This is a genomic window from Terrabacter terrae (genome assembly GCF_039529575.1).
Lineage (GTDB): Bacteria > Actinomycetota > Actinomycetes > Actinomycetales > Dermatophilaceae > Terrabacter > Terrabacter terrae.
Window position 1 is genome coordinate 98,916 of the sequence record NZ_BAAANB010000020.1, and the last position, 17,218, is coordinate 116,133.

Consider the following 17,218-nt stretch of genomic DNA (forward strand, 5'->3'; position numbering starts at 1 on the left):
TGCGGCGCCGGAGGATGATGGCCCTGTGACCCCGTCCGCCGCCAGCGAGCCCGACACCGCCTCGGCTGCTGCGTCGGCGCCCACACCGCGCGGGACCTACCACCACGGCGACCTGCGGCGGGCCCTGCTCGAGGCGGGTCTCGAGCTCGCCCGCGAGGGTGGGCCCGACAAGGTCGTCCTGCGCGAGGCCACGCGCCGCGTCGGGGTCTCGGCCAACGCGGCCTACCGGCACTTCACCGACCGTGACGCGCTGCTGGACCAGGTGGTGTCGCTGGCGCAGGCCCGCGCCGCCGACGTCATCAGCGCGACCATGGACGCCCTCCCGGCCGACCTCGACCCGGCGGCCCGCGCCCGGGCCCGCTTCCGTGCGGTGGGCGTGGGCTACCTGCGCTTCGCCATGGACGAGCCGGGCCTGTTCCGCACCGCCTTCGCCGTGCCCGTCGACCTCAGCCGGGCCGCGTCCACGGAGGCGGCCGGGGACAGCGGCCGCACGCCCTTCCAGCTGCTGTCGGACTCCCTGGACGCCATGCTCGAGGCCGGCGTGCTGTCCGAGCGCGAACGCCCCGGTGCGGAGCTGCTGGCCTGGTCGGCGGTGCACGGCTTGGCGATGCTCGCCCTGGAAGGTCCGCTGCGCGACCTGCCGCCCGGCGCCGTCCACGAGCTCGCACCCCGCCTCGTGCGGATGGTCGACCTCGGCCTCGGGCTCTCCGACCACCCTGAGTGAGGTCCGGTCCGGGACCCGCCCGGGCCGGCTCCTAGGGTGGGCAGGTGACCAGCGACACCGACAGCAGCACCGCCCTCGGGCTCGACCGCGACACCCCCGCCTTCTACCGACGGCTCGGCCCCGGCCTCTACGCGCCGACCGTCCACGTGCAGGGCGCCTGGCGTGACGACGAGCAGCACATGGCTCCGGTCAGCGGCATCCTGGCCCACGAGCTCGACCTGCACGAGCCGCGCGAGGGCATGCAGCTGGCCCGCATCTCCTTCGACATCCTCGGCATGATCCCCGCCCGGCCGAGCCGGGTCGAGGTGCGCACGACGAGGCCCGGACGCACGATCGAGCTCGTCGAAGCGACGATGCTCGTCGACGACCGCGCCGTGGTGCGCGCCGAGGCCTGGCGCCTCGCGGCCCACGACTCGCAGGCGGCGGCCGGTGTCGAGCTGGCGCCGATCCCCGGCCCTGACGAGATGGAGCCGTGGAGCGGGACGGACACCTGGGAGGGCGGCTACATCGAGGGCCTCGAGTTCCGCGTCGACCCGGAACGGCGGCCGGGCCGCACGCGCGCGTGGATCCGCGCCCGCAACGCGCTCGTCGACGGCGAGTCCTGCTCTCCCACAGCCGATCTCGTGCGACTGGCCGACACCGCCAACGGCATCGCCGTGCGAGTCTCGCCGCGTGAGTGGATGTTCCCGAACGTCGACCTCACCGTCCACCTCTTCCGCGAGCCCGCGCGTGGCTGGGTCGGCTTCGACACCTCGGTGACGATGGGCCCGACGGGCCTCGGCATCACGTCGACGACGCTGCACGACGAGCTGGGGCCGGTCGGGCGCGCCGAGCAGATCCTCACGGTGCGGCAGCTGCCGGGCGGCTGAGCGGCACACCGCGACCACGCTGCGGACACCCGTCGACAACCTTCCGTCCGGCCGACGCGTCAGGATGAGAAGTTGGGCGCGCTGAACGGCATCCGCGCTGCCACAATGAGGGGCGCGGTCCGCGCCCGATCCATCCACCGGTGCGCCGCGGCGCCTCGGGGCACGAGACAGGGGACACCATGAGGCAGCTCGAGTTCAGCAGGAAGCGACTCGCGGGAACAGCCGCAGCGGTCGCGGTCCTGGCGGCGATCACCGTGGCGACGCCGTCAGCGCGCGCCGACGAGGCGACGGGGACGCCGACGCCGACCGCTTCCAGCGTGGCGGACGCCACGAGCGCCGGGACGACGACCACCACGACGACCGTGCCGCCGACGACCACGGCAACCGCGCCGCCGACCACGACCCCGCCGCCCCCCACGAAGACCTCGGCGCCGGCGCCCGTCCCCGCCGTCATCGGCCGCACCTCGTCGGTTCTGGCCATCAAGGACCTGCAGGTCCGCCTGAAGCTCCTCGGCCGCTTCCCCTACGCCATCACCGGCATCTACTGGTCGGCCGTCGACCGCTCCGTCCTCGCCTTCCAGCAGGCCCAGAAGCTCCCCCAGAGCGGAGTCGTCGACCAGCGCACGTGGGACCGCCTCCGTGCCCTGACCGCGAGCCCGACGGCGATCAGCCGGACGGCGGCGAGCTCGTCGGTCAAGGACCTGCAGGTCCGCCTGAAGCTCCTCGGCCGCTTCCCCTACGCCATCACCGGCATCTACTGGTCGGCCGTCGACCGCTCCGTCCTCGCCTTCCAGCAGGCCCAGAACCTCCCCCAGAGCGGAGTCGTCGACCAGCGCACGTGGGACCGTCTCCGCGCCCTGACCGCCTCTCCCACGGCGATCCCCCGCACTGCCGCGGCGGCCTCGGTCCGCGAGGCCCAGCTGCGCCTGAGGGCCGTGGGCCGGTGGCCGTATGCCATCACGGGGGTCTACTGGTCGGCGCTCGACCGAGCCGTCCTCGTCTACCAGCAGACGCACAACCTGCCGCAGTCGGGCGTGATCGACCAGCGCACGTGGAGCCGGCTGGTGACCGACACCTACCGACCGGGCACCTTCGACGCCTACCGCTACACCGCGGGGCTGCGCCCGGTCATGCCGAGCCTCGCATCCCTCGACGCACGGTGCCGCACCGGCCGGGTCATGTGCGTCGACAAGGCCACCCGGACCCTGACGTGGGTCGTCAACGGCAAGCCGCTCATGGCCATGTGGGCCAGGTTCGGAGGACCCGGCCGGGAGACCCGGGAGGGCACCTTCTACGTGTCCCGGATGTACGAGTACGTCATCTCGAACCTCTACTTCACGCCGATGCCGTACTCCATGTTCTTCTCCGGCGGCCAGGCGGTGCACTACTCGTCGAACTTCGCGCGCCTCGGCTACGCGAGCTCGAGCCACGGATGCGTCAACATCGCCGACCTCGCCCAGGTGAAGTCGCTCTACTTCCAGGTCCGCGTCGGCGACAAGGTGGTCGTGCGCCACTGACGGCACCGGCCCGCGGACCGCGGCAGGCGGCATACGCCATCGGGAACATCCACGTGGCTCACTCGATGGTGGTCGTGACCTTCTGGCCGAGCTCGACGGTGCGGCTGACCGTGCACCACTCGTCGTGGGACCGCTGGACGAGCTTGGGCAGCATCTCGCGGGCGGCGTCGCCGCCCTCGCCCGCGGGGAAGCGGACGCGGAAGCGCACCTCGATGTCCTGCAGGTGGTTCCCGTGCTCGTCGCGCACCTTGTCGGCCGTCACCTCGACCTCGAACTGCTCCGGCTCGGCGCGTCGCGTCGTGACGGTGTCGACGTCGACGGCGGTGCACCCGGCGATGCCGGCGAGGAGCAGCTCCACCGGCGAGAGCTCGTCGGTGCCCGAGCTCGTGGTGATGGAGCCGCCGCGGTCGTTGTGGACCGTGTAGCGGCCGACGCCGTCGCGGGTCAGGGTGACGCGACGCAGGTCCTTGGGGTCTCTCTCGCTCATGGGCTGCAGCCTCTCAGAAGTACGGTGGGGTCAGAGCCAGGCGTCGGCGAGCAGCTCGTAGCTGCGCAGCCGGTCGGCGGTGTCGTAGGCGCCGCACGTGACGATGACCTCGTCCACACCGGTGGCCTCGACGAAGCCGGCCAGGCCCTCGCGCACCGTGTCGGGCGTGCCGACCAGCGACACCCGGGTCATGTCCGAGACGGCCTGGCGCTCGGCCGGGCTCCATTGCGCCAGAAGGCTGTCGATGTCGCCGACGGGCTGGGTGACGCCGCCCCGACGGCCGGTGACGATGCTGTGGAAGCGGGAGAGGACGCTCGTGTAGAGGCGCTCCGCCTCAGCCTGGGTGTCCGCCACCATGACGTTCATCCCCGCCATGGTGCGCGGCGCGTCGAGCCCGCCGGGCTCGGTGGACGGCACGAACCGCGAGCGGTAGACCTCGAGGGCGCTCATCAGTGCCGCCGGCGCGAAGTGCGATGCGAAGGAGTACGGCAGGCCGAGGGCCGCCGCGACCTGGGCACCCCCGTGGCTCGAGCCCAGGATCCAGATCGGGACGTGCGTGCCCTCACCCGGGATGGCGCGCACCTTGGCGTCCGGGTCCGGGTCACCGAGGTAGCCGAGAAGCTCCTGGACCTCGCCCGCGAAGTTCATCGCGGCGGCCTCGTTGCGGCGCAGCGCGCGGGTCGTGAACGGGTCGGTGCCCGGGGCGCGGCCGAGGCCGAGGTCGATGCGGCCGGGGTGCATCGTGGCGAGCGTGCCGAACTGCTCGGCGACGACGTACGGCGCGTGGTTCGGCAGCATGATGCCCCCCGCGCCGACCCGGATGGACTCGGTCTGGTCGGCGACGTGGCCGATGAGCACCGCGGTCGAGCTGGACGCGACTCCGCTCATGTTGTGGTGCTCGGCCATCCAGTAGCGCTGGTAGCCCCACTTCTCCGCGTGGCGGGCGATCTCGACGGTGGAGGCGATCGCCTCACCGGCGGTGCCCCCGTCGAGGACGGGCACGAGGTCGAGGATGTTCAGCTGGGCTCTGGCGGCAGGACTCACGAGGGTGCCAACGGGCGGGGTGGGTCGGGCTATTCCGACGAAGCGCGCGCGCTCACGTCCGGCGGTGTGCTGACCGCCGGCCGGCACCTCCCGACCGCGAGCGCACGGGTCAGCCCGTCACCGTCAGCCCGTCACCTGTCGCGCCAGGGCGGGGCCGACCAACCAGAGCAGCACGAAGGCCAGACCACCCCGGAGCCGACGCCCCGACTCGCCGGAGGAGGCGATGCCAGGCGGGGGCCCGGACAGCAGGAGGAACAGCGGGACCAGGACGACCGCCGCAGGCGAGAAGAGCCCCCATCCCCAGGCGGCGCGGGTGGCCCACCAGGGTTCGGGCCCCTGCGTGAGCAGCACGAGCGAAGCGGCCCACGCCAGCAGGACCGCGGTGGAGAACCAGCCGGGGAAGCGCCAGGCACCCAGCCCCTGTGGGGAGATCGCCTCGTCGGTCCCCGTGATCCGCACCGGGGCGTTCAGGGACCTCAGCTGCTTCTCGACGCTGCCGACGACCTGCTCACTGCCGGGGTGGGCACCCTGTTGCACTGCCGAGGCGTCGCTGCCCTCCACGACCGACGCGTACCGGTGGCGTAGGCCGTCGTCCCACGCCAGCGTCACGGTGGCGTACCCGTTGGCCCCCGGTGGCAGCGCCCTGGACGCGGACCTCGTCGACCCGTCCGACGTCGATGTCCGCCTCGAGGTCGCTGAGGGTCGAGGGCCAGTCGGCGACGAACACCGCGCACCCGAGCAGGCCGAGAACGACGACGAGGAGGCCGTAGCGGAACCTGCGCCAGCCGACGGCGCGCGCGGCGGGACGCGCCTGCACCGTCGCCGCAGCTGTCGTCATGAGCGAACACCAGGGCGCCGACGCCCTGGGCGCGGCCGTCTCAGGGCAGCTTGAGCTGCGCGATCTGGTTGTCGTAGTCGGGGCAGAACGCCTGCACGCCGGCGGCCATCAGCTGCTTGGTCCGCAGCCCGTCACCGCTGTCGGGCAACGGCCGGTCGTCGCCGTCGACGGCGATCTGGCCGAGGTTCACGCCGCCGTTCTCGAGGGCCCAGCACGTCGTGGTCCCGGTCTGGATGTCGTCGTCCACCGACGCACCGGTGACCCTGGCTCCGAGCTTCTGGGCTGCGAGCACGAACTTCGCCTCCTCCGCCGAGATCGTGGGGCGGGCGCTGGCCACGTCCGAGGGCAGGTCGGTCAAGGTGGGGTCGGGGCTGCTGCACGCGGCGAGGGCGAGGACGAAGAGGAGGCCCGCGCCCGCCGCGAGCCCGCGCCGCGAGGCCGGGCGGACGGCATACGGACGCGTCGCACGAGAGGGAGTGGTCACGTTCATCGTTACGCTGAACGCGTGAGTGATCCCGAAAGTCCCCACGACGTGGCGTTGCCGCGGCTGGCCACCGAGGCGCCGCTGGCGCGCGGCGCCGTCGTCGCGTCGCTGTCCGCGGTGGTGTTCGGGTTCGTGTTCCTGCCGCAGCTGCTCGGGCTGGCCCTCGCCGGCCTCAGTCTCGCGCGCCACGAGCGGGCCGGCCGCAGACCCGCGCTGCTCGCCGTCGTCCTCAGCCTCGTCCTCACCGTGGTCTGGGGTGTGCTGCTCGGGCTCCTGCTCAAGTGGTGGGCCACCTCACGCTGAAGCAGGCGGGGGGCGGCACACGACCTACTGCGAGTACGTCGACAGGAACTTCTCGAGCCGGCCGACGGCGTCCTCGAGGTCCTCGACCCGCGGCAGGAAGACGAGCCGGAAGTGGTCGGGCGTGGCCCAGTTGAAGCCGGTGCCGTGCACGACGAGCATCTTCTGCTCGCGCAGCAGGTCGAGGGCGAAGCGCTCGTCGTCGCGGATGTCGTGGACCTTCGGGTCCAGGCGCGGGAAGAGGTAGAGCGCGCCCTCCGGCTTGGTCACCGACACGCCGGGGATCGCGTTGAGCATCTCCCAGGCGACGTTGCGCTGCTCGAGCAGCCGGCCGCCGGGCAGGATGAGCTCGTTGATCGACTGGTAGCCGCCGAGCGCCACCTGGATGGCGTGCTGCGCGGGCACGTTGGCGCACAGGCGCATGTTGGCGAGGATGTCGAGGCCCTCGAGGTAGTTGCGGGCGTGCTCCTTGGGGCCGGTGATCGCGAGCCAGCCGGAGCGGAAGCCTGCGACCCGGTAGGCCTTGGACAGGCCGTTGAAGGTGAGGCACAGCAGGTCGGGCGCGAGCGAGGCGATCGAGGTGTGCGTCGCGCCCTCGTAGAGGATCTTGTCGTAGATCTCGTCGGCCATGACGATCAGCTCGTGCTCGCGGGCGACCTGCGCGATGGCCTCGAGCACCTCACGCGGGTAGACCGCGCCCGTCGGGTTGTTGGGGTTGATGACGACGATGGCGCGGGTGCGGTCGGTGATCTTGCTGCGGATGTCGTCGAGGTCGGGCGCCCAGCCGGCCTGCTCGTCGCACACGTAGTGGACGGCGGTGCCGCCGGCGAGGCTCGCAGCGGCGGTCCACAGCGGGTAGTCCGGGGCCGGGATGAGCACCTCGTCGCCGTTGTCGAGCAGGCCCTGCATCGCCATGACGATGAGCTCGCTGACGCCGTTGCCGAGGTAGATGTCCTCCACCCCCAGGGCCGGGAAGTCACGCACCTCGTAGTGCTGCTTGACCGCGCGGCGGGCGGAGAGGATTCCCTTGCTGTCGCTGTAGCCCTGCGCCGTCGGCAGCTCCTGGATGACGTCGACGAGGATGTCCTCGGGCGCCTCGAAACCGAACGGGGCCGGGTTGCCGATGTTGAGTTTGAGGATGCGGTGCCCCTCGTCCTCGAGCCGCTTGGCCTCGGCGAGCACGGGCCCCCGGATCTCGTAGCAGACGTTCTGCAGCTTCTTGCTCTGGGTCACCGCGCGCATGCCGCCCAGCGTCCCATCCCCGTATGCCGTGAGCCGAGCCATTCCCACGATGTGGCCCGTGTCGTGGGTCTCGTCCCACAACCCGGTCAGCGCACACGGGTCAGCGCAGCACGCACCCGAAGGAGCTGGCGGGGCTGTGCGCGGTCAGGGACTCGACGAGGGCGTTCTCGCTCGGGGCGGCCACGTCGATGGTCAGCGTGTGGCCGACCACGCTGCGCACGAGGTGGGCGAAGGCCGGCGACGCGGAGGTCTGCCGCGTCCAGCCGTTCTGGGTGAGGTAGCCGATGAGCTCGGCGGCCTGCGGTCCGGTCGACTCCGGGTACGTCCGGGTCACGAGCCCGTCCCCCGGCTCGCGGCACGGCGGCATCTCCCCGTGCCCCAGTGGGACCAGGGTCCGGTCCATCACGCCGATCTCCTTGACGAGGTCCGCATAGGCCGCGACGTCGTCGGCGTGCACGCGCGAGGACCAGGCCCAGAGCCCGAAGCCGAAGAGGCCCAGCACCAGCACCACGAAGACCGTGCCGGCCACCGACGGGCGACGCCGGCCCGGGCCGGGCGCCGGTGCGGGCCCACCCATCGCGGGCCCACCCGTCTCCCGACCCTCCGGCGCGCGGTCCGCGGCGGCATGGCGCGATGGCTCGCGGCCGCCCGGGGCGTCGTCGACGAAGCCGGAGTCACTCACCGGCACAGTGTGGGACACCGTCGCCGCCGCCGAAAGCGAGACGGGCAAGTGTCGCCGATCCGTGACCAGAGGTGCGCCGTTGCCTCAACAGCGAGGGCTGGAGACGTCGGCTGCCTGCCGGCTCAGCACCAGAGGACGGTCGAGGTCGAGCAGGTGGCGCCAGTCGGTGCGGCGAGCGGTGCGCCACCCGCGGCAGACGAGCAGGACGAGCGCGACGAGCGCAACGGGCACCCCGACCGCGGTCGTGGTCAGCCCGAGGCTGTAGCCCTCCGGCAGGGTCGCGAAGCAGACGACCGTCGCCACGACCGCGAGCGGCCGCTCGAGCCGGGGCTGCCACAGGTGCCCCAGCGAGACGGCGAAGAGCGGCAGCACCCAGAGGTAGTACCAGCCGAGGAACACCGGGGCGAGCACGACGACGGCGAGCAGGGCCCACGCCAGACCGCGCACCGGCCGCAACCTCGCCTCCTCGGCCGCCACCTCGTCGCCGAGACCGCGCACGTCCGCCGGCTTGGCCGCTGCCAGCCACACGAGGACGAGCAGCAGCGCGAGGACGACGAGGGCGACGGCCCGTGCGGTCGTGATGGCCGGCTCGCGCCACTCGTCGTGGCCGAGCACGTGCCCGCCCGCGCCCACGGCGATGCCGACCGCCGTCGGCAGCGACGTCCACTGCTCGTTCCTGCCCGGCGTCGCGGTCGGGTTGAGCCACGAGAACCCGAGCCCGGTGACGAGGCCACCGAGCACCATCGACGTCCCGGCGCAGACCGTCGTCAGCACCGCCGCTCGGAGCACCGAGGTCCAGCGGACGTATGCCGTCCGCTCCGTCGCCGTGGCCGGCGCGCTCCCGAGGCGCCGGGCCCACAGCAGCGCCACGAAGGGCAGCGCCACGACCGCGGTGACCTTGACCATGGCGGCCAGCGCGACCACGACGCAGGCGACGACGAACCGCCGGCGCAGCGCCAGGGCGAGACCGACGAGCACACCGCCGACCATCAGCGCGTCGTTGTGGGCCCCGCCGACGAAGTGGGCACCGACGAGCGGGACCGCGACGCCGAGCCACGTCGCGCGCACCGGTGACCAGCCCAGGCGACCGGCGACGTCGGGCACCGCCCAGGCCAGGACGGCGACCCCGGCGACGGCGAGCAGGCGCAGCAGCAGGAGGGCCACCCACAGCTCGCCCGACACTGACGCGACCGCGCGCGCGAGCACCAGCCACACCGGCCCGTAGGGCGTCGCGGTGTCGAGCCAGGTGGGCGCCGTCGAGGCCCGCCACGGCGAGTCGAGCTCCCGGACGACGTGGTCGTAGGGGCTGAGGCCGTGGTCCCAGAGGAGGCCCTGTGCGGCATACGAGTAGACGTCGCGGCTGTAGAGGGGCATGGCCAGGACGAGCGGCGCGAACCACAGGGCCACCGTCGCCCACCACCACCGGACCGACACGTCAGCGTCGCGCAGCTTCCACCAGGCGAGGACGAGCAGCGCCATCGCGACCACCGAGACGCTGGCGAGCAGCGGCGAGCCGCCACTCGGCGACCACGACGCGACGCCCGGCCACAGCACGTGCCGGTTGGGTCGCGGCAGCGCCCCCGAGCCCCAGGAGGCGGCGGCGAGGACGACGCCGCCGGCACAGCCCACCCAGCGCCAGCTGCCGGCCCGGCCCCGCGCCGCGCCGGTCGCCTCGGACGGCGCTGCCAGGTGCGACGGGCCAGCGGGTTCAGCCATGGGTGACCGGTTCGTCACCCCACGCGAGCAGCTGCCACCCCTGCCCGGGGTCGCCCTCCATCGTCACGACGTGCGTGTTGTCGAGGCGCCGGGTGTCGAAGAACTCCGGCGGCAGTCCGAGGGACACCGAGCACCACACCCGCATGGCCGCGCCGTGGCTGACGGCAACCGCGGACTCGTGACCGTCGGAGGCGATCCGGGCGATCGCCTCCTCGTAGCGCAGCAGGAAGCCCGTGCCGGTGTCGCCACCGGGGATCGCGTGGTGCGGCTCGTCGCGCCACCGCGCCACCGCGTCGATGTAGGGCTGCCAGTCGGTGGACATCTCGTAGTCGCCGGCCTGGATCTCGCGCAGCCCGGGCAGCACGACCATCTCGAGCCCGAGCAGCTCCGCGAGGGGGCGTGCGGTCTGCTGGGTGCGCACGAGGTCGGAGGTGTAGATCGCCCCGAGGTCCTCGCCGCCGAGGCGCTCGGCGAGCGCCTCGGCCTGCGCCTGCCCCTCGTCGGTGAGGTCGAGCCCCGGCACCGCGGTGTCGAGCCGGCGGGCGACGTTGGCGTGGGTCTGGCCGTGCCGCACGAGGAAGAGCCGCACGTCAGAGGCCCTTCACCGTGACGCCGCTCAGGCACTCGACGCCCGCCTTGGGCCCGGTGTGGAAGTTCCGGATCGTGACGGGCGCGCTGGCCCCGGCCGCCAGCTTGACGTCGACCTCCTTGCTCACGACGTCGGAGCCGTCGGAGGTCTTGACGAGGAAGACGGCCACCGTGAAGGTGTGCTCCTCGGTGTCGGAGTTCTTCAGCGTCCCGGAGAAGCTCCACGAGTCCCCGGTCGGCACGCACGTGGCGGCGCTCAGGCTCGACGATGCGTCGAAGAGCCCGCCGTCGCTCGCGGCCGTCGAGTCGGTCGGGTTCGGCACGTCGTCGTCCGGTGTGTCACGCGTCAGGGTCGGCTGCACCGGCACGCTCACGGTCGGCGCCACCGAGTCGTCCGGCGACTGTGGGGTGGGCTGTCCGCACGCCGCCAGGCCCAGCACGAGCGCCATCGAGGCGCCCAGCGCGAGGGACGGCACGGCATACGCCCGGGGTGCGCCCGGCCCGCCCGTGGTCCCGCGGGTCCAGCTGGCGCGGGTGGCTGGGCGGGGTCGGCCTGGCATGGGCACGTGCGGGCCCCTTCCTGTCGCGAGGTGTGCGCCGCCCATTCTGCCCCGCGGTGACCTCAGGGCAGCAGCACCCGCGCCGCGACCGCCACGGCCACCACCAGCAGGCCTGCTCCGAGCGCGAGCGTGTCGGGCAGGCGCCAGGGCGCCCGGCCGGCCCACGTGCGCCTCCGCGCCTCGGCGAAGCCGCGGGCGTCCATCGCCAGCGCGAGCGCGGACGCCTGGCCGAGTGCACCGACGAGCAGGCCGCCGGTGACGACGACTGCCTCGCGGACGCGGGCGAGCACACCCCGGTCGGCCCGGATGCCGCGCACCCTGCGAGTGGCCATGAGCTCGGCCCACAGCGCGTCGAACCCCTGCAGTCGCTGGAGCGCGGCCGTGGCGGCGACCACGGGCCGCGCCGGCAGCCGGAGCCGCTGGGCGAGGTGGTCGCCGAGCGACTCGGGCTCGAGGAAGCCGAAGACGACGGCCGAGGGCAGGATGAGACAGAGCACGCGCAGCGCCGCGCCCGCGGCGACCTCGAGGTCGCGCCCTCCGAGCAGCCACGCCGACCACGCCACCCCGAACACGGCCAGGGCGGCGGGTGCCAGGCGGGTGAGCACCCCTCTCAGCCGTCCCACCGGAGCCCGACCGGCTCCAGGCGCGAGCAGCCCGACGAGGCCCAGCGCGAGCTCGGCCGCGAGGACGACCAGACCCTGCCGCCAGCTGTCGAGCAGCCCCGGCAGCGGCAGGACGCACAACGCGGCGGCGAGCAGCGCGAGGGGACCGACGCGGGCGAGGAGGGGGTGGCGGTCCGGCACGGGATCGGGAGCGGGCTGGATGGGTGGCGGGACGTGGACGACGCGGTCGGCGTCGTCCACGACCCCGGGGTCGTGAGTGGTGACCACCACGGCGGCCCCCTCGTCCCGCGCTGCGGCGAGCACGCCCGCGACCGCCGCCCAGGTGAGGCGGTCCTGCCCCACGGTCGGTTCGTCCGCGAGGACGAGCGCCGGGCCGTGCGCGACCGCCGACGCCATGGCGAGGCGGCGCTGCTCCCCGCCGGAGAGCTGGCTGGGGTCGGCATCGGCCAGGTGCGCGAGGCCGAGTGCGCCGAGCAGCGCGTCAGCGCGGCGTTCCGCGACCACAGGGTCCTGGGCGAGGGCCCGCGGCGTCGTCAGCACGTCGTCACGGACGGTGCGGCCCACGAGCGCCGTGGCGGCCCGCTGCGGCACCCAGGCGACCACGCGCGCCAGGTCGCGGGAGGACCAGTCGTGCGGCGGCGTCAGGCGCTCACGAGCGGGGCCGCCGCCCGTCGCCGCCGGCGTGAGTGGCAGGGCGAAGTCGACCGCTCCCCGGGTGGGGGCGAGCAGCCCGCCGAGCGCGGCCATGAGGGAGGACTTGCCGGCACCGCTCGGCCCGACCAGGGCCAGCGACCGTCCGGCCCTGGCGTCGAGGTGGGCCCCGTCGACGGCGAGGGTGGTGCGGGAGCGCTCACCGAGCCGGCGGCTGCGGTGCTCGACCCGCACGGCTGACGCGCCGGCGACGACCCGCCCCTGCTCCACCGTGCCGGCAGCGGCTCCGGGCACGTGCTCGAGCACCACCGACAGCGGCTCCGGGTCGCGCACGCCGGGAACCCAGATGCCTTGGGCCGCAAGAGTGCTGCCCTGCTCGGCCAGGACGAGACGCGGCTCGCGGTCGGCGACGACCGCCCCGGACGCGTCGAGCACGACGAGGCGGTCGACGAGGTCGAGCCACCCCTCCAGCCGGTGCTCGACGACCACGAGGGTGAGGCCGCGGCGAGCGACGACCTCGGCCACGACCGCGCGGACCTCCGCCGCAGTGGCGGCGTCGAGCATGGCCGTCGGCTCGTCGAGCAGCAGGACCGAGGGCTCCATGGCCAGGGCGCCGGCGAGCGCGAGCCGTTGCGACTCCCCACCGCTCAGCGTCGTCGGGGGGCTGTCGGGCGACATGGTCAGGCCGACCTCGCGCAGCGCCGTCTCGACCCGGGCCCGCATCTGCTCGCGAGCCAGCGACACGTTCTCCAGCCCGAAGGCCACGTCACGGTCGATGCTCGAGGCGACGACGCCGGCTCCCGGGTCCTGCAGCACGAGGCCCACCTCGCCGGGCACCTCCTGCGGGGCGTGTCCCCCGACCGAGACGCGGCCCGACAGCTCGCCGGCGTCGGCGGTGAGCAGCAGGCCGGCGAGGGCACGCAGCAGCGTCGACTTGCCCGACCCGCTCGGCCCGGCGAGCAGCACGCGCTCGCCGGGCGCGATGGACAGGTCGAGCCCCTCGAGGACCGGACGGGACCGGCCGAAGGGCCGCCACGTCAGGTCCTCCACGTCCAGCGCGACGCCGGCCGCCGTCGGGGCCGGGGGCCTGCTGGACGCCGGCGCCGCCTGCACCCGGTCAGACGGCCCGCTGCTCACGGACCTCCTGCCCCGGCGGGAACGGGTTCAGCGCCCCCGCGTTCGCCAGCAGCCTCGTCAGGCCCACGGCCAGGAGCGAGCCGAAGACGGCAACGGAGCCGCCGAGCAGGAAGAGGTAGGCGATCTTGTAGCCCCACCCCCAGTCGGTCCAGTACGAGTACCACTCGTAGACGGCCTCGAAGGCACCGCCGAGGAAGCCGCCGATCAGCAGCGGCGCCCAGCGGAAGACGGCATACCCGAAGAGGGCGAAGCCGATCTCGACGCCGAGGCCCTGGAGGAACCCCGAGAGCAGCGTCGCCGCTCCGCCCCACTGGTTGCCGATGAGCGACTCGACGACGGCAGCGATGAGCTCGGTGAAGACGGCGGCGCCGGGACGCCGGATGACGAGCATCCCGACCATCCCGGCGACGAGCCAGGGCCAGTTGAGGAGCGCGCCGAGCGGCGGGAAGCCGGCCGACACGAAGTTCGACGGCACGGCATAGGCGAGGGCCCATGCCCAGTAGGCGACGCCGAAGGCGACCCCGAGGAAGGCGCAGGTGAGCAGGTCGATGGTGCGCCAGCGGGTCAGCGGCCCGCTCGCGGTGATGGTGGTGGACATGGTGTGTCTCCCGGGTTCCAGTGGTGGCAAGTGGATACCTGGGGGAAGCCGCCCGCGCGGACACGTCGATGACGTATGCCGTGCGGTGGCCTGAGAAATACCGACTTCCTTCGCCGGTGCTAACCGGAGCAGGTTCGAGGGTCTGCGGCTCGGCCCTTGGGGCTGCCGCACTCTCAGCGCGTGTCGCGCTCCCCTGTCGTGATGGGTGGTCGTGCTCTTCAGTTGTGGGGCCGACTCTACCCGTGAGACCTGGAGGCGGCGTGGGTACAGTCAGCCCATGGCTTCCAAGGACACGAAGAAGGCGCTCGCGAAGGCCGACAAGGCCGCGCGCAAGGGTGCCGCGAAGGCCGGCACGACGCAGCACACCCCGGTCGGCGGTCCCGTCTGGAAGATCCTCAGCGTCGGCACCACGCTCGTCGCGACGAAGCTCGCGACCGACGCCGCCCAGAAGGGCTGGAAGCTCGCCACCGGCCGCAACGTGCCCGTCAAGGGCGACTTCGAGCGTGAGCGCACCCGCGACGTCGTCCTCTTCACCGCGCTGTCGTCGATGGCGGTCGCCGCCGCCCGCGTCGCCGCCGAGCGCGGCGCCGCGACGTACTACCGCCGCTCCACCGGCCACCTGCCCAAGGCGCTCGAGGACGACAAGGTCTCCCCGGAGGACGAGAAGGCCGCGCGCAAGATGGCCAAGGCGAAGGCGAAGGCCTCTGCGAAGTCGGAGAAGGCCCTCCAGAAGGCGATCGACAAGGCCACCGGCCGCCGCTGACCCCTCCCGCGGGCTCCCCCGCCCCCTCGCTGGTCCTCCTCACCCGGTCCTCCGTCGCCGGTCGCCCTCGCCGGCCCCCCTTGCCGGGAGCTGGGCCCCCGTCGGCTGACGCCTACTCGAAGGGCTGTGACTCGAAGGGCTCGGGCACGAGCACCGCTGCGCCCCGGACCCGGCCGGCCTCGAGGTCCTCGAGCGCCCGGTCGGCCTTGTCGAGGGGCACCGGCGTGGTCGTCACCTGCAGGTGCAGCCGTTCGGCCAGCAGCAGGAACTCCTCGCCGTCCTGGCGGGTGTTGCTCGTGACGCTGCGCAGGCTGCGCTCGGGGAAGAGATGCCGCTGGTAGTCGAGCACGGGCACGTTGCTGAGGTGGATGCCCGCGAGGGCCAGCGTGCCCCCGGGCGTCAGCGCCTCGAGGGCGGTCGGTACCAGCTCGCCGGCCGGGGCAAAGAGGATCGCGGCGTCGAGCGGGACCGGCGGCAGGTCCTGCGCCCCGCCGACCGACGCCGCCCCGAGCTCCGCGGCCAGGGCCCGGGCCGCGGCGCCCCGGGTCAGCACGTGCACCTCGGCGCCCTGGGCGACCGCGACCTGGGCCGTCAGGTGGGCGCTGGCGCCGAAGCCGTAGATGCCGAGCCGTCCCCCGGGCGGCAGCTCCGCCCGGCGCAGCGACCGGTACCCGATGATGCCGGCGCAGAGCAGGGGCGCCGCGTCGGTGTCGCGAAACGACGGGGGCACCCGGTAGGCATACGCCTCCGGCACGACGGTCCACGCGGCGTAGCCGCCGTCGGCGTCCCAGCCGGTGTAGCGGGAGGAGGGGCAGAGGTTCTCCCGTCCCGCGCGGCACCACCGGCAGGCGCCGCACGTGGTGCGCAGCCAGGCGACCCCCACGCGGTCGCCCGGGACGAAGCGGTGCGCGTCCTCCCCGAGGAGCGCGACCTCACCGACCACCTCGTGCCCGGGCACGACGCGGTGCCGGTGCCGCGGCAGGTCGCCCGTGACGACGTGCAGGTCGGTGCGGCACACCCCGCAGGCGTGCACCCGGACGAGCACCTCGCCGGGGCCGGGCTCCGGTATGGGCAGCTCCGCGCGCACGAGGGGACGCCGACGCAGCGGACCGGGCTCCTCGACGACCCAGGCGTGCATCGACCTCATGGCTCTCTCCGGCTCGCGGCCCCGGTGCGACGGCGCACCTCCCGATTGGACCGCGCCGGTCTCCACCCGGCAAGGGCCCAAGGTCCTCCGGCCGGGACGACCTCTGGCCCTTCGCGGGCGGGGGTCGCCGGTGCTGTGCTGGTCACGCACCCAGAAGCGGACTCGTCCACGGACCTGTCCACGGACCCATCCACGCCACGCCCGAGGAGGCCACGGTGAGAGCGCAGGTAGGAGACCGCATCATCCTTGCGGCTGAGCACATCGACGAACCCACCCGGGACGGCGAGGTCCTCGAGGTCCGCGGCGCGGACGGGGGGCCGCCGTACGTCGTGCGGTGGGGTGACGGCCACACCGGTCTCATCTACCCCGGGCCCGGCTCCGTCCTGCGCGTCGGGACGCCGGGGCACGAGGAGCCGGTGGTGACGCCGACCCGTGCCGGGACTGGGAACGGCGAACGCGCCGAGCACGCCGAGCACGCCCAACCGGTCCACTTCCGCGAGTGGCAGGTGCGTGTCTCGCTGCTCGAGGCCGGTGACGACACCACGGCCACGGTGGTCCTCGTCGCCGACTCCCCCGACCGGCTGCGCGCCCGCGGGTCGAGCCACCGCTCGACGGACGACACGGCCGAGCACGAGATCGGCGACGAGGTCGCCGTGGCCCGGGCGCTGCGCCACCTCGCCGACGAGCTGATCGAGCACGCCGAGCACACGATCGAGAGGCGCACGGGCGAGGAGGCGCACGTCCGGGTCACGTGACGAGGCCGGCGCCGACGTTGCTCGGCGCCGCCGGGAAGGTCAGGGTGCCGCCCCGTCACCGGAGAGCGTCCCGTCGTGCACGGGGAGCCGGCCGTCGAGCGAGCGCTGGCGGGACGGCATACGCGGGCGGTTCGACTGCGCGGTGTCGGTGCCGCGCTAGGGCGAGCGGGTGCTGGACTGAGCGCCCCGAAACCCTCGCCAGCCGCGGCGCGGAGTGGTCTCCTAGGAGCAGGAAGACCCCGGCGCGAGGAGGTGTGCCATGCAGGCACGGGTCGGTGACCGCATCACGATGGCGGCCGAGCACGTGGGACAGGCGACCCGCGAGGGCACGGTCCGTGAGGTGAAGGGCGTGGACGGCGGCCCGCCGTACGTCGTCGAGTGGTCCGACGGCCACACCGGGCTCATCCACCCCGGCCCGGGGTCGGTGCTGCGCTGCGAGCGCGCCGAGGAGACGGCCGGCTCGTAGCGCCGGCTCCTGCCCGGGCTGCGACCA

19 protein-coding genes and 1 riboswitch are annotated in these 17,218 nt (G+C 73.8%); of the genes, 7 read left to right on the top strand and 12 right to left on the bottom strand.

What is annotated here, in order from left to right:
* Positions 1-25: 25 nt before the first annotated feature.
* From ABD194_RS09520 to ABD194_RS09530, 3 genes are all read left to right on the top strand, one after another.
* A complete protein-coding gene (locus ABD194_RS09520; protein WP_343990623.1) occupies positions 26-724 on the top strand; it encodes a TetR/AcrR family transcriptional regulator in 699 nt (232 codons plus the stop codon).
* Positions 725-768: 44 nt separating this feature from the next.
* Positions 769-1,593, top strand: a complete 825-nt coding sequence (locus tag ABD194_RS09525) for a thioesterase family protein (protein ID WP_343990625.1) — start codon at positions 769-771, stop codon at positions 1,591-1,593.
* 179 nt (positions 1,594-1,772) lie between these two features.
* Positions 1,773-3,110: a L,D-transpeptidase family protein gene (locus ABD194_RS09530; RefSeq protein ID WP_343990627.1), complete on the top strand. Its 1,338-nt coding sequence runs from the start codon at positions 1,773-1,775 to the stop codon at positions 3,108-3,110.
* A 58-nt stretch (positions 3,111-3,168) separates the two neighbouring features.
* Here ABD194_RS09530 and ABD194_RS09535 read toward each other — a convergent pair whose 3' ends face one another.
* The 4 genes from ABD194_RS09535 to ABD194_RS09550 all read right to left on the bottom strand — a co-directional run bounded on the left by ABD194_RS09535 (position 3,169) and on the right by ABD194_RS09550 (position 5,963).
* Positions 3,169-3,597, bottom strand: a complete 429-nt coding sequence (locus ABD194_RS09535) for an OsmC family protein (RefSeq protein WP_343990629.1) — start codon at positions 3,595-3,597, stop codon at positions 3,169-3,171.
* Between the two features lie 30 nt (positions 3,598-3,627).
* Positions 3,628-4,641 (bottom strand): LLM class flavin-dependent oxidoreductase, encoded by a 1,014-nt coding sequence (locus ABD194_RS09540; RefSeq protein WP_343990631.1) that lies wholly within the window; start codon positions 4,639-4,641, stop codon positions 3,628-3,630.
* 123 nt (positions 4,642-4,764) lie between these two features.
* Entirely contained in the window at positions 4,765-5,250 is a 486-nt protein-coding gene (locus ABD194_RS09545) for a hypothetical protein (protein WP_343990634.1), read from the bottom strand.
* A 269-nt stretch (positions 5,251-5,519) separates the two neighbouring features.
* Positions 5,520-5,963 carry a hypothetical protein gene (locus ABD194_RS09550; RefSeq protein WP_343990636.1) on the bottom strand — a complete coding sequence of 148 codons (444 nt, stop codon included), beginning with the start codon at positions 5,961-5,963 and terminating at the stop codon, positions 5,520-5,522.
* A 21-nt stretch (positions 5,964-5,984) separates the two neighbouring features.
* Between ABD194_RS09550 and ABD194_RS09555 the strand changes: the two genes are divergently transcribed.
* A complete protein-coding gene (locus tag ABD194_RS09555) occupies positions 5,985-6,266 on the top strand; it encodes a hypothetical protein (RefSeq protein ID WP_343990637.1) in 282 nt (93 codons plus the stop codon).
* Between the two features lie 24 nt (positions 6,267-6,290).
* Here the strand turns inward: ABD194_RS09555 and ABD194_RS09560 are convergent, their stop codons facing one another.
* The 7 genes from ABD194_RS09560 to ABD194_RS09590 all read right to left on the bottom strand — a co-directional run bounded on the left by ABD194_RS09560 (position 6,291) and on the right by ABD194_RS09590 (position 14,060).
* Positions 6,291-7,505: a pyridoxal phosphate-dependent aminotransferase gene (locus ABD194_RS09560; RefSeq protein ID WP_343990639.1), complete on the bottom strand. Its 1,215-nt coding sequence runs from the start codon at positions 7,503-7,505 to the stop codon at positions 6,291-6,293.
* Between the two features lie 100 nt (positions 7,506-7,605).
* Positions 7,606-8,187 carry a hypothetical protein gene (locus ABD194_RS09565; RefSeq protein ID WP_343990641.1) on the bottom strand — a complete coding sequence of 194 codons (582 nt, stop codon included), beginning with the start codon at positions 8,185-8,187 and terminating at the stop codon, positions 7,606-7,608.
* 84 nt (positions 8,188-8,271) lie between these two features.
* Entirely contained in the window at positions 8,272-9,903 is a 1,632-nt protein-coding gene (gene mptB / locus ABD194_RS09570) for a polyprenol phosphomannose-dependent alpha 1,6 mannosyltransferase MptB (protein ID WP_343990643.1), read from the bottom strand.
* Positions 9,896-10,492 carry a histidine phosphatase family protein gene (locus ABD194_RS09575; RefSeq protein WP_343990645.1) on the bottom strand — a complete coding sequence of 199 codons (597 nt, stop codon included), beginning with the start codon at positions 10,490-10,492 and terminating at the stop codon, positions 9,896-9,898. The genes mptB and ABD194_RS09575 overlap by 8 nt, the downstream gene beginning before the upstream one ends.
* 1 nt (position 10,493) lies before the next feature.
* On the bottom strand, positions 10,494-11,051 hold the full coding sequence (locus ABD194_RS09580) for a hypothetical protein (protein ID WP_343990647.1): 558 nt from the start codon (positions 11,049-11,051) through the stop codon (positions 10,494-10,496).
* A 62-nt stretch (positions 11,052-11,113) separates the two neighbouring features.
* Complete coding sequence (locus ABD194_RS09585; protein ID WP_343990649.1) at positions 11,114-13,462, bottom strand: ATP-binding cassette domain-containing protein; 2,349 nt, start codon at positions 13,460-13,462, stop codon at positions 11,114-11,116.
* Complete coding sequence (locus ABD194_RS09590; protein WP_343990651.1) at positions 13,443-14,060, bottom strand: ECF transporter S component; 618 nt, start codon at positions 14,058-14,060, stop codon at positions 13,443-13,445. Before ABD194_RS09590 ends, ABD194_RS09585 begins: the two co-directional genes overlap by 20 nt.
* Positions 14,061-14,148: 88 nt before the next feature.
* Positions 14,149-14,265: riboswitch (TPP riboswitch) on the bottom strand.
* Positions 14,266-14,337: 72 nt separating this feature from the next.
* Between ABD194_RS09590 and ABD194_RS09595 the strand changes: the two genes are divergently transcribed.
* Positions 14,338-14,823 (top strand): DUF4235 domain-containing protein, encoded by a 486-nt coding sequence (locus tag ABD194_RS09595; protein ID WP_343990653.1) that lies wholly within the window; start codon positions 14,338-14,340, stop codon positions 14,821-14,823.
* Positions 14,824-14,935: 112 nt separating this feature from the next.
* Here the strand turns inward: ABD194_RS09595 and ABD194_RS09600 are convergent, their stop codons facing one another.
* Positions 14,936-15,970, bottom strand: coding sequence for a zinc-dependent alcohol dehydrogenase family protein (locus ABD194_RS09600; protein ID WP_425579969.1), 1,035 nt, complete (start codon positions 15,968-15,970; stop codon positions 14,936-14,938).
* Positions 15,971-16,185: 215 nt separating this feature from the next.
* On the opposite strand from ABD194_RS09600, the gene ABD194_RS09605 reads away from it, so the two are divergent.
* Both ABD194_RS09605 and ABD194_RS09610 read left to right on the top strand, forming a co-directional pair.
* Positions 16,186-16,725: a DUF1918 domain-containing protein gene (locus ABD194_RS09605; RefSeq protein WP_343990655.1), complete on the top strand. Its 540-nt coding sequence runs from the start codon at positions 16,186-16,188 to the stop codon at positions 16,723-16,725.
* Positions 16,726-16,984: 259 nt separating this feature from the next.
* The gene (locus ABD194_RS09610) at positions 16,985-17,191 is read left to right on the top strand and encodes a DUF1918 domain-containing protein (RefSeq protein WP_343990657.1); all 207 of its coding nucleotides are present in this window, start codon (positions 16,985-16,987) and stop codon (positions 17,189-17,191) included.
* Positions 17,192-17,218: the final 27 nt, after the last annotated feature.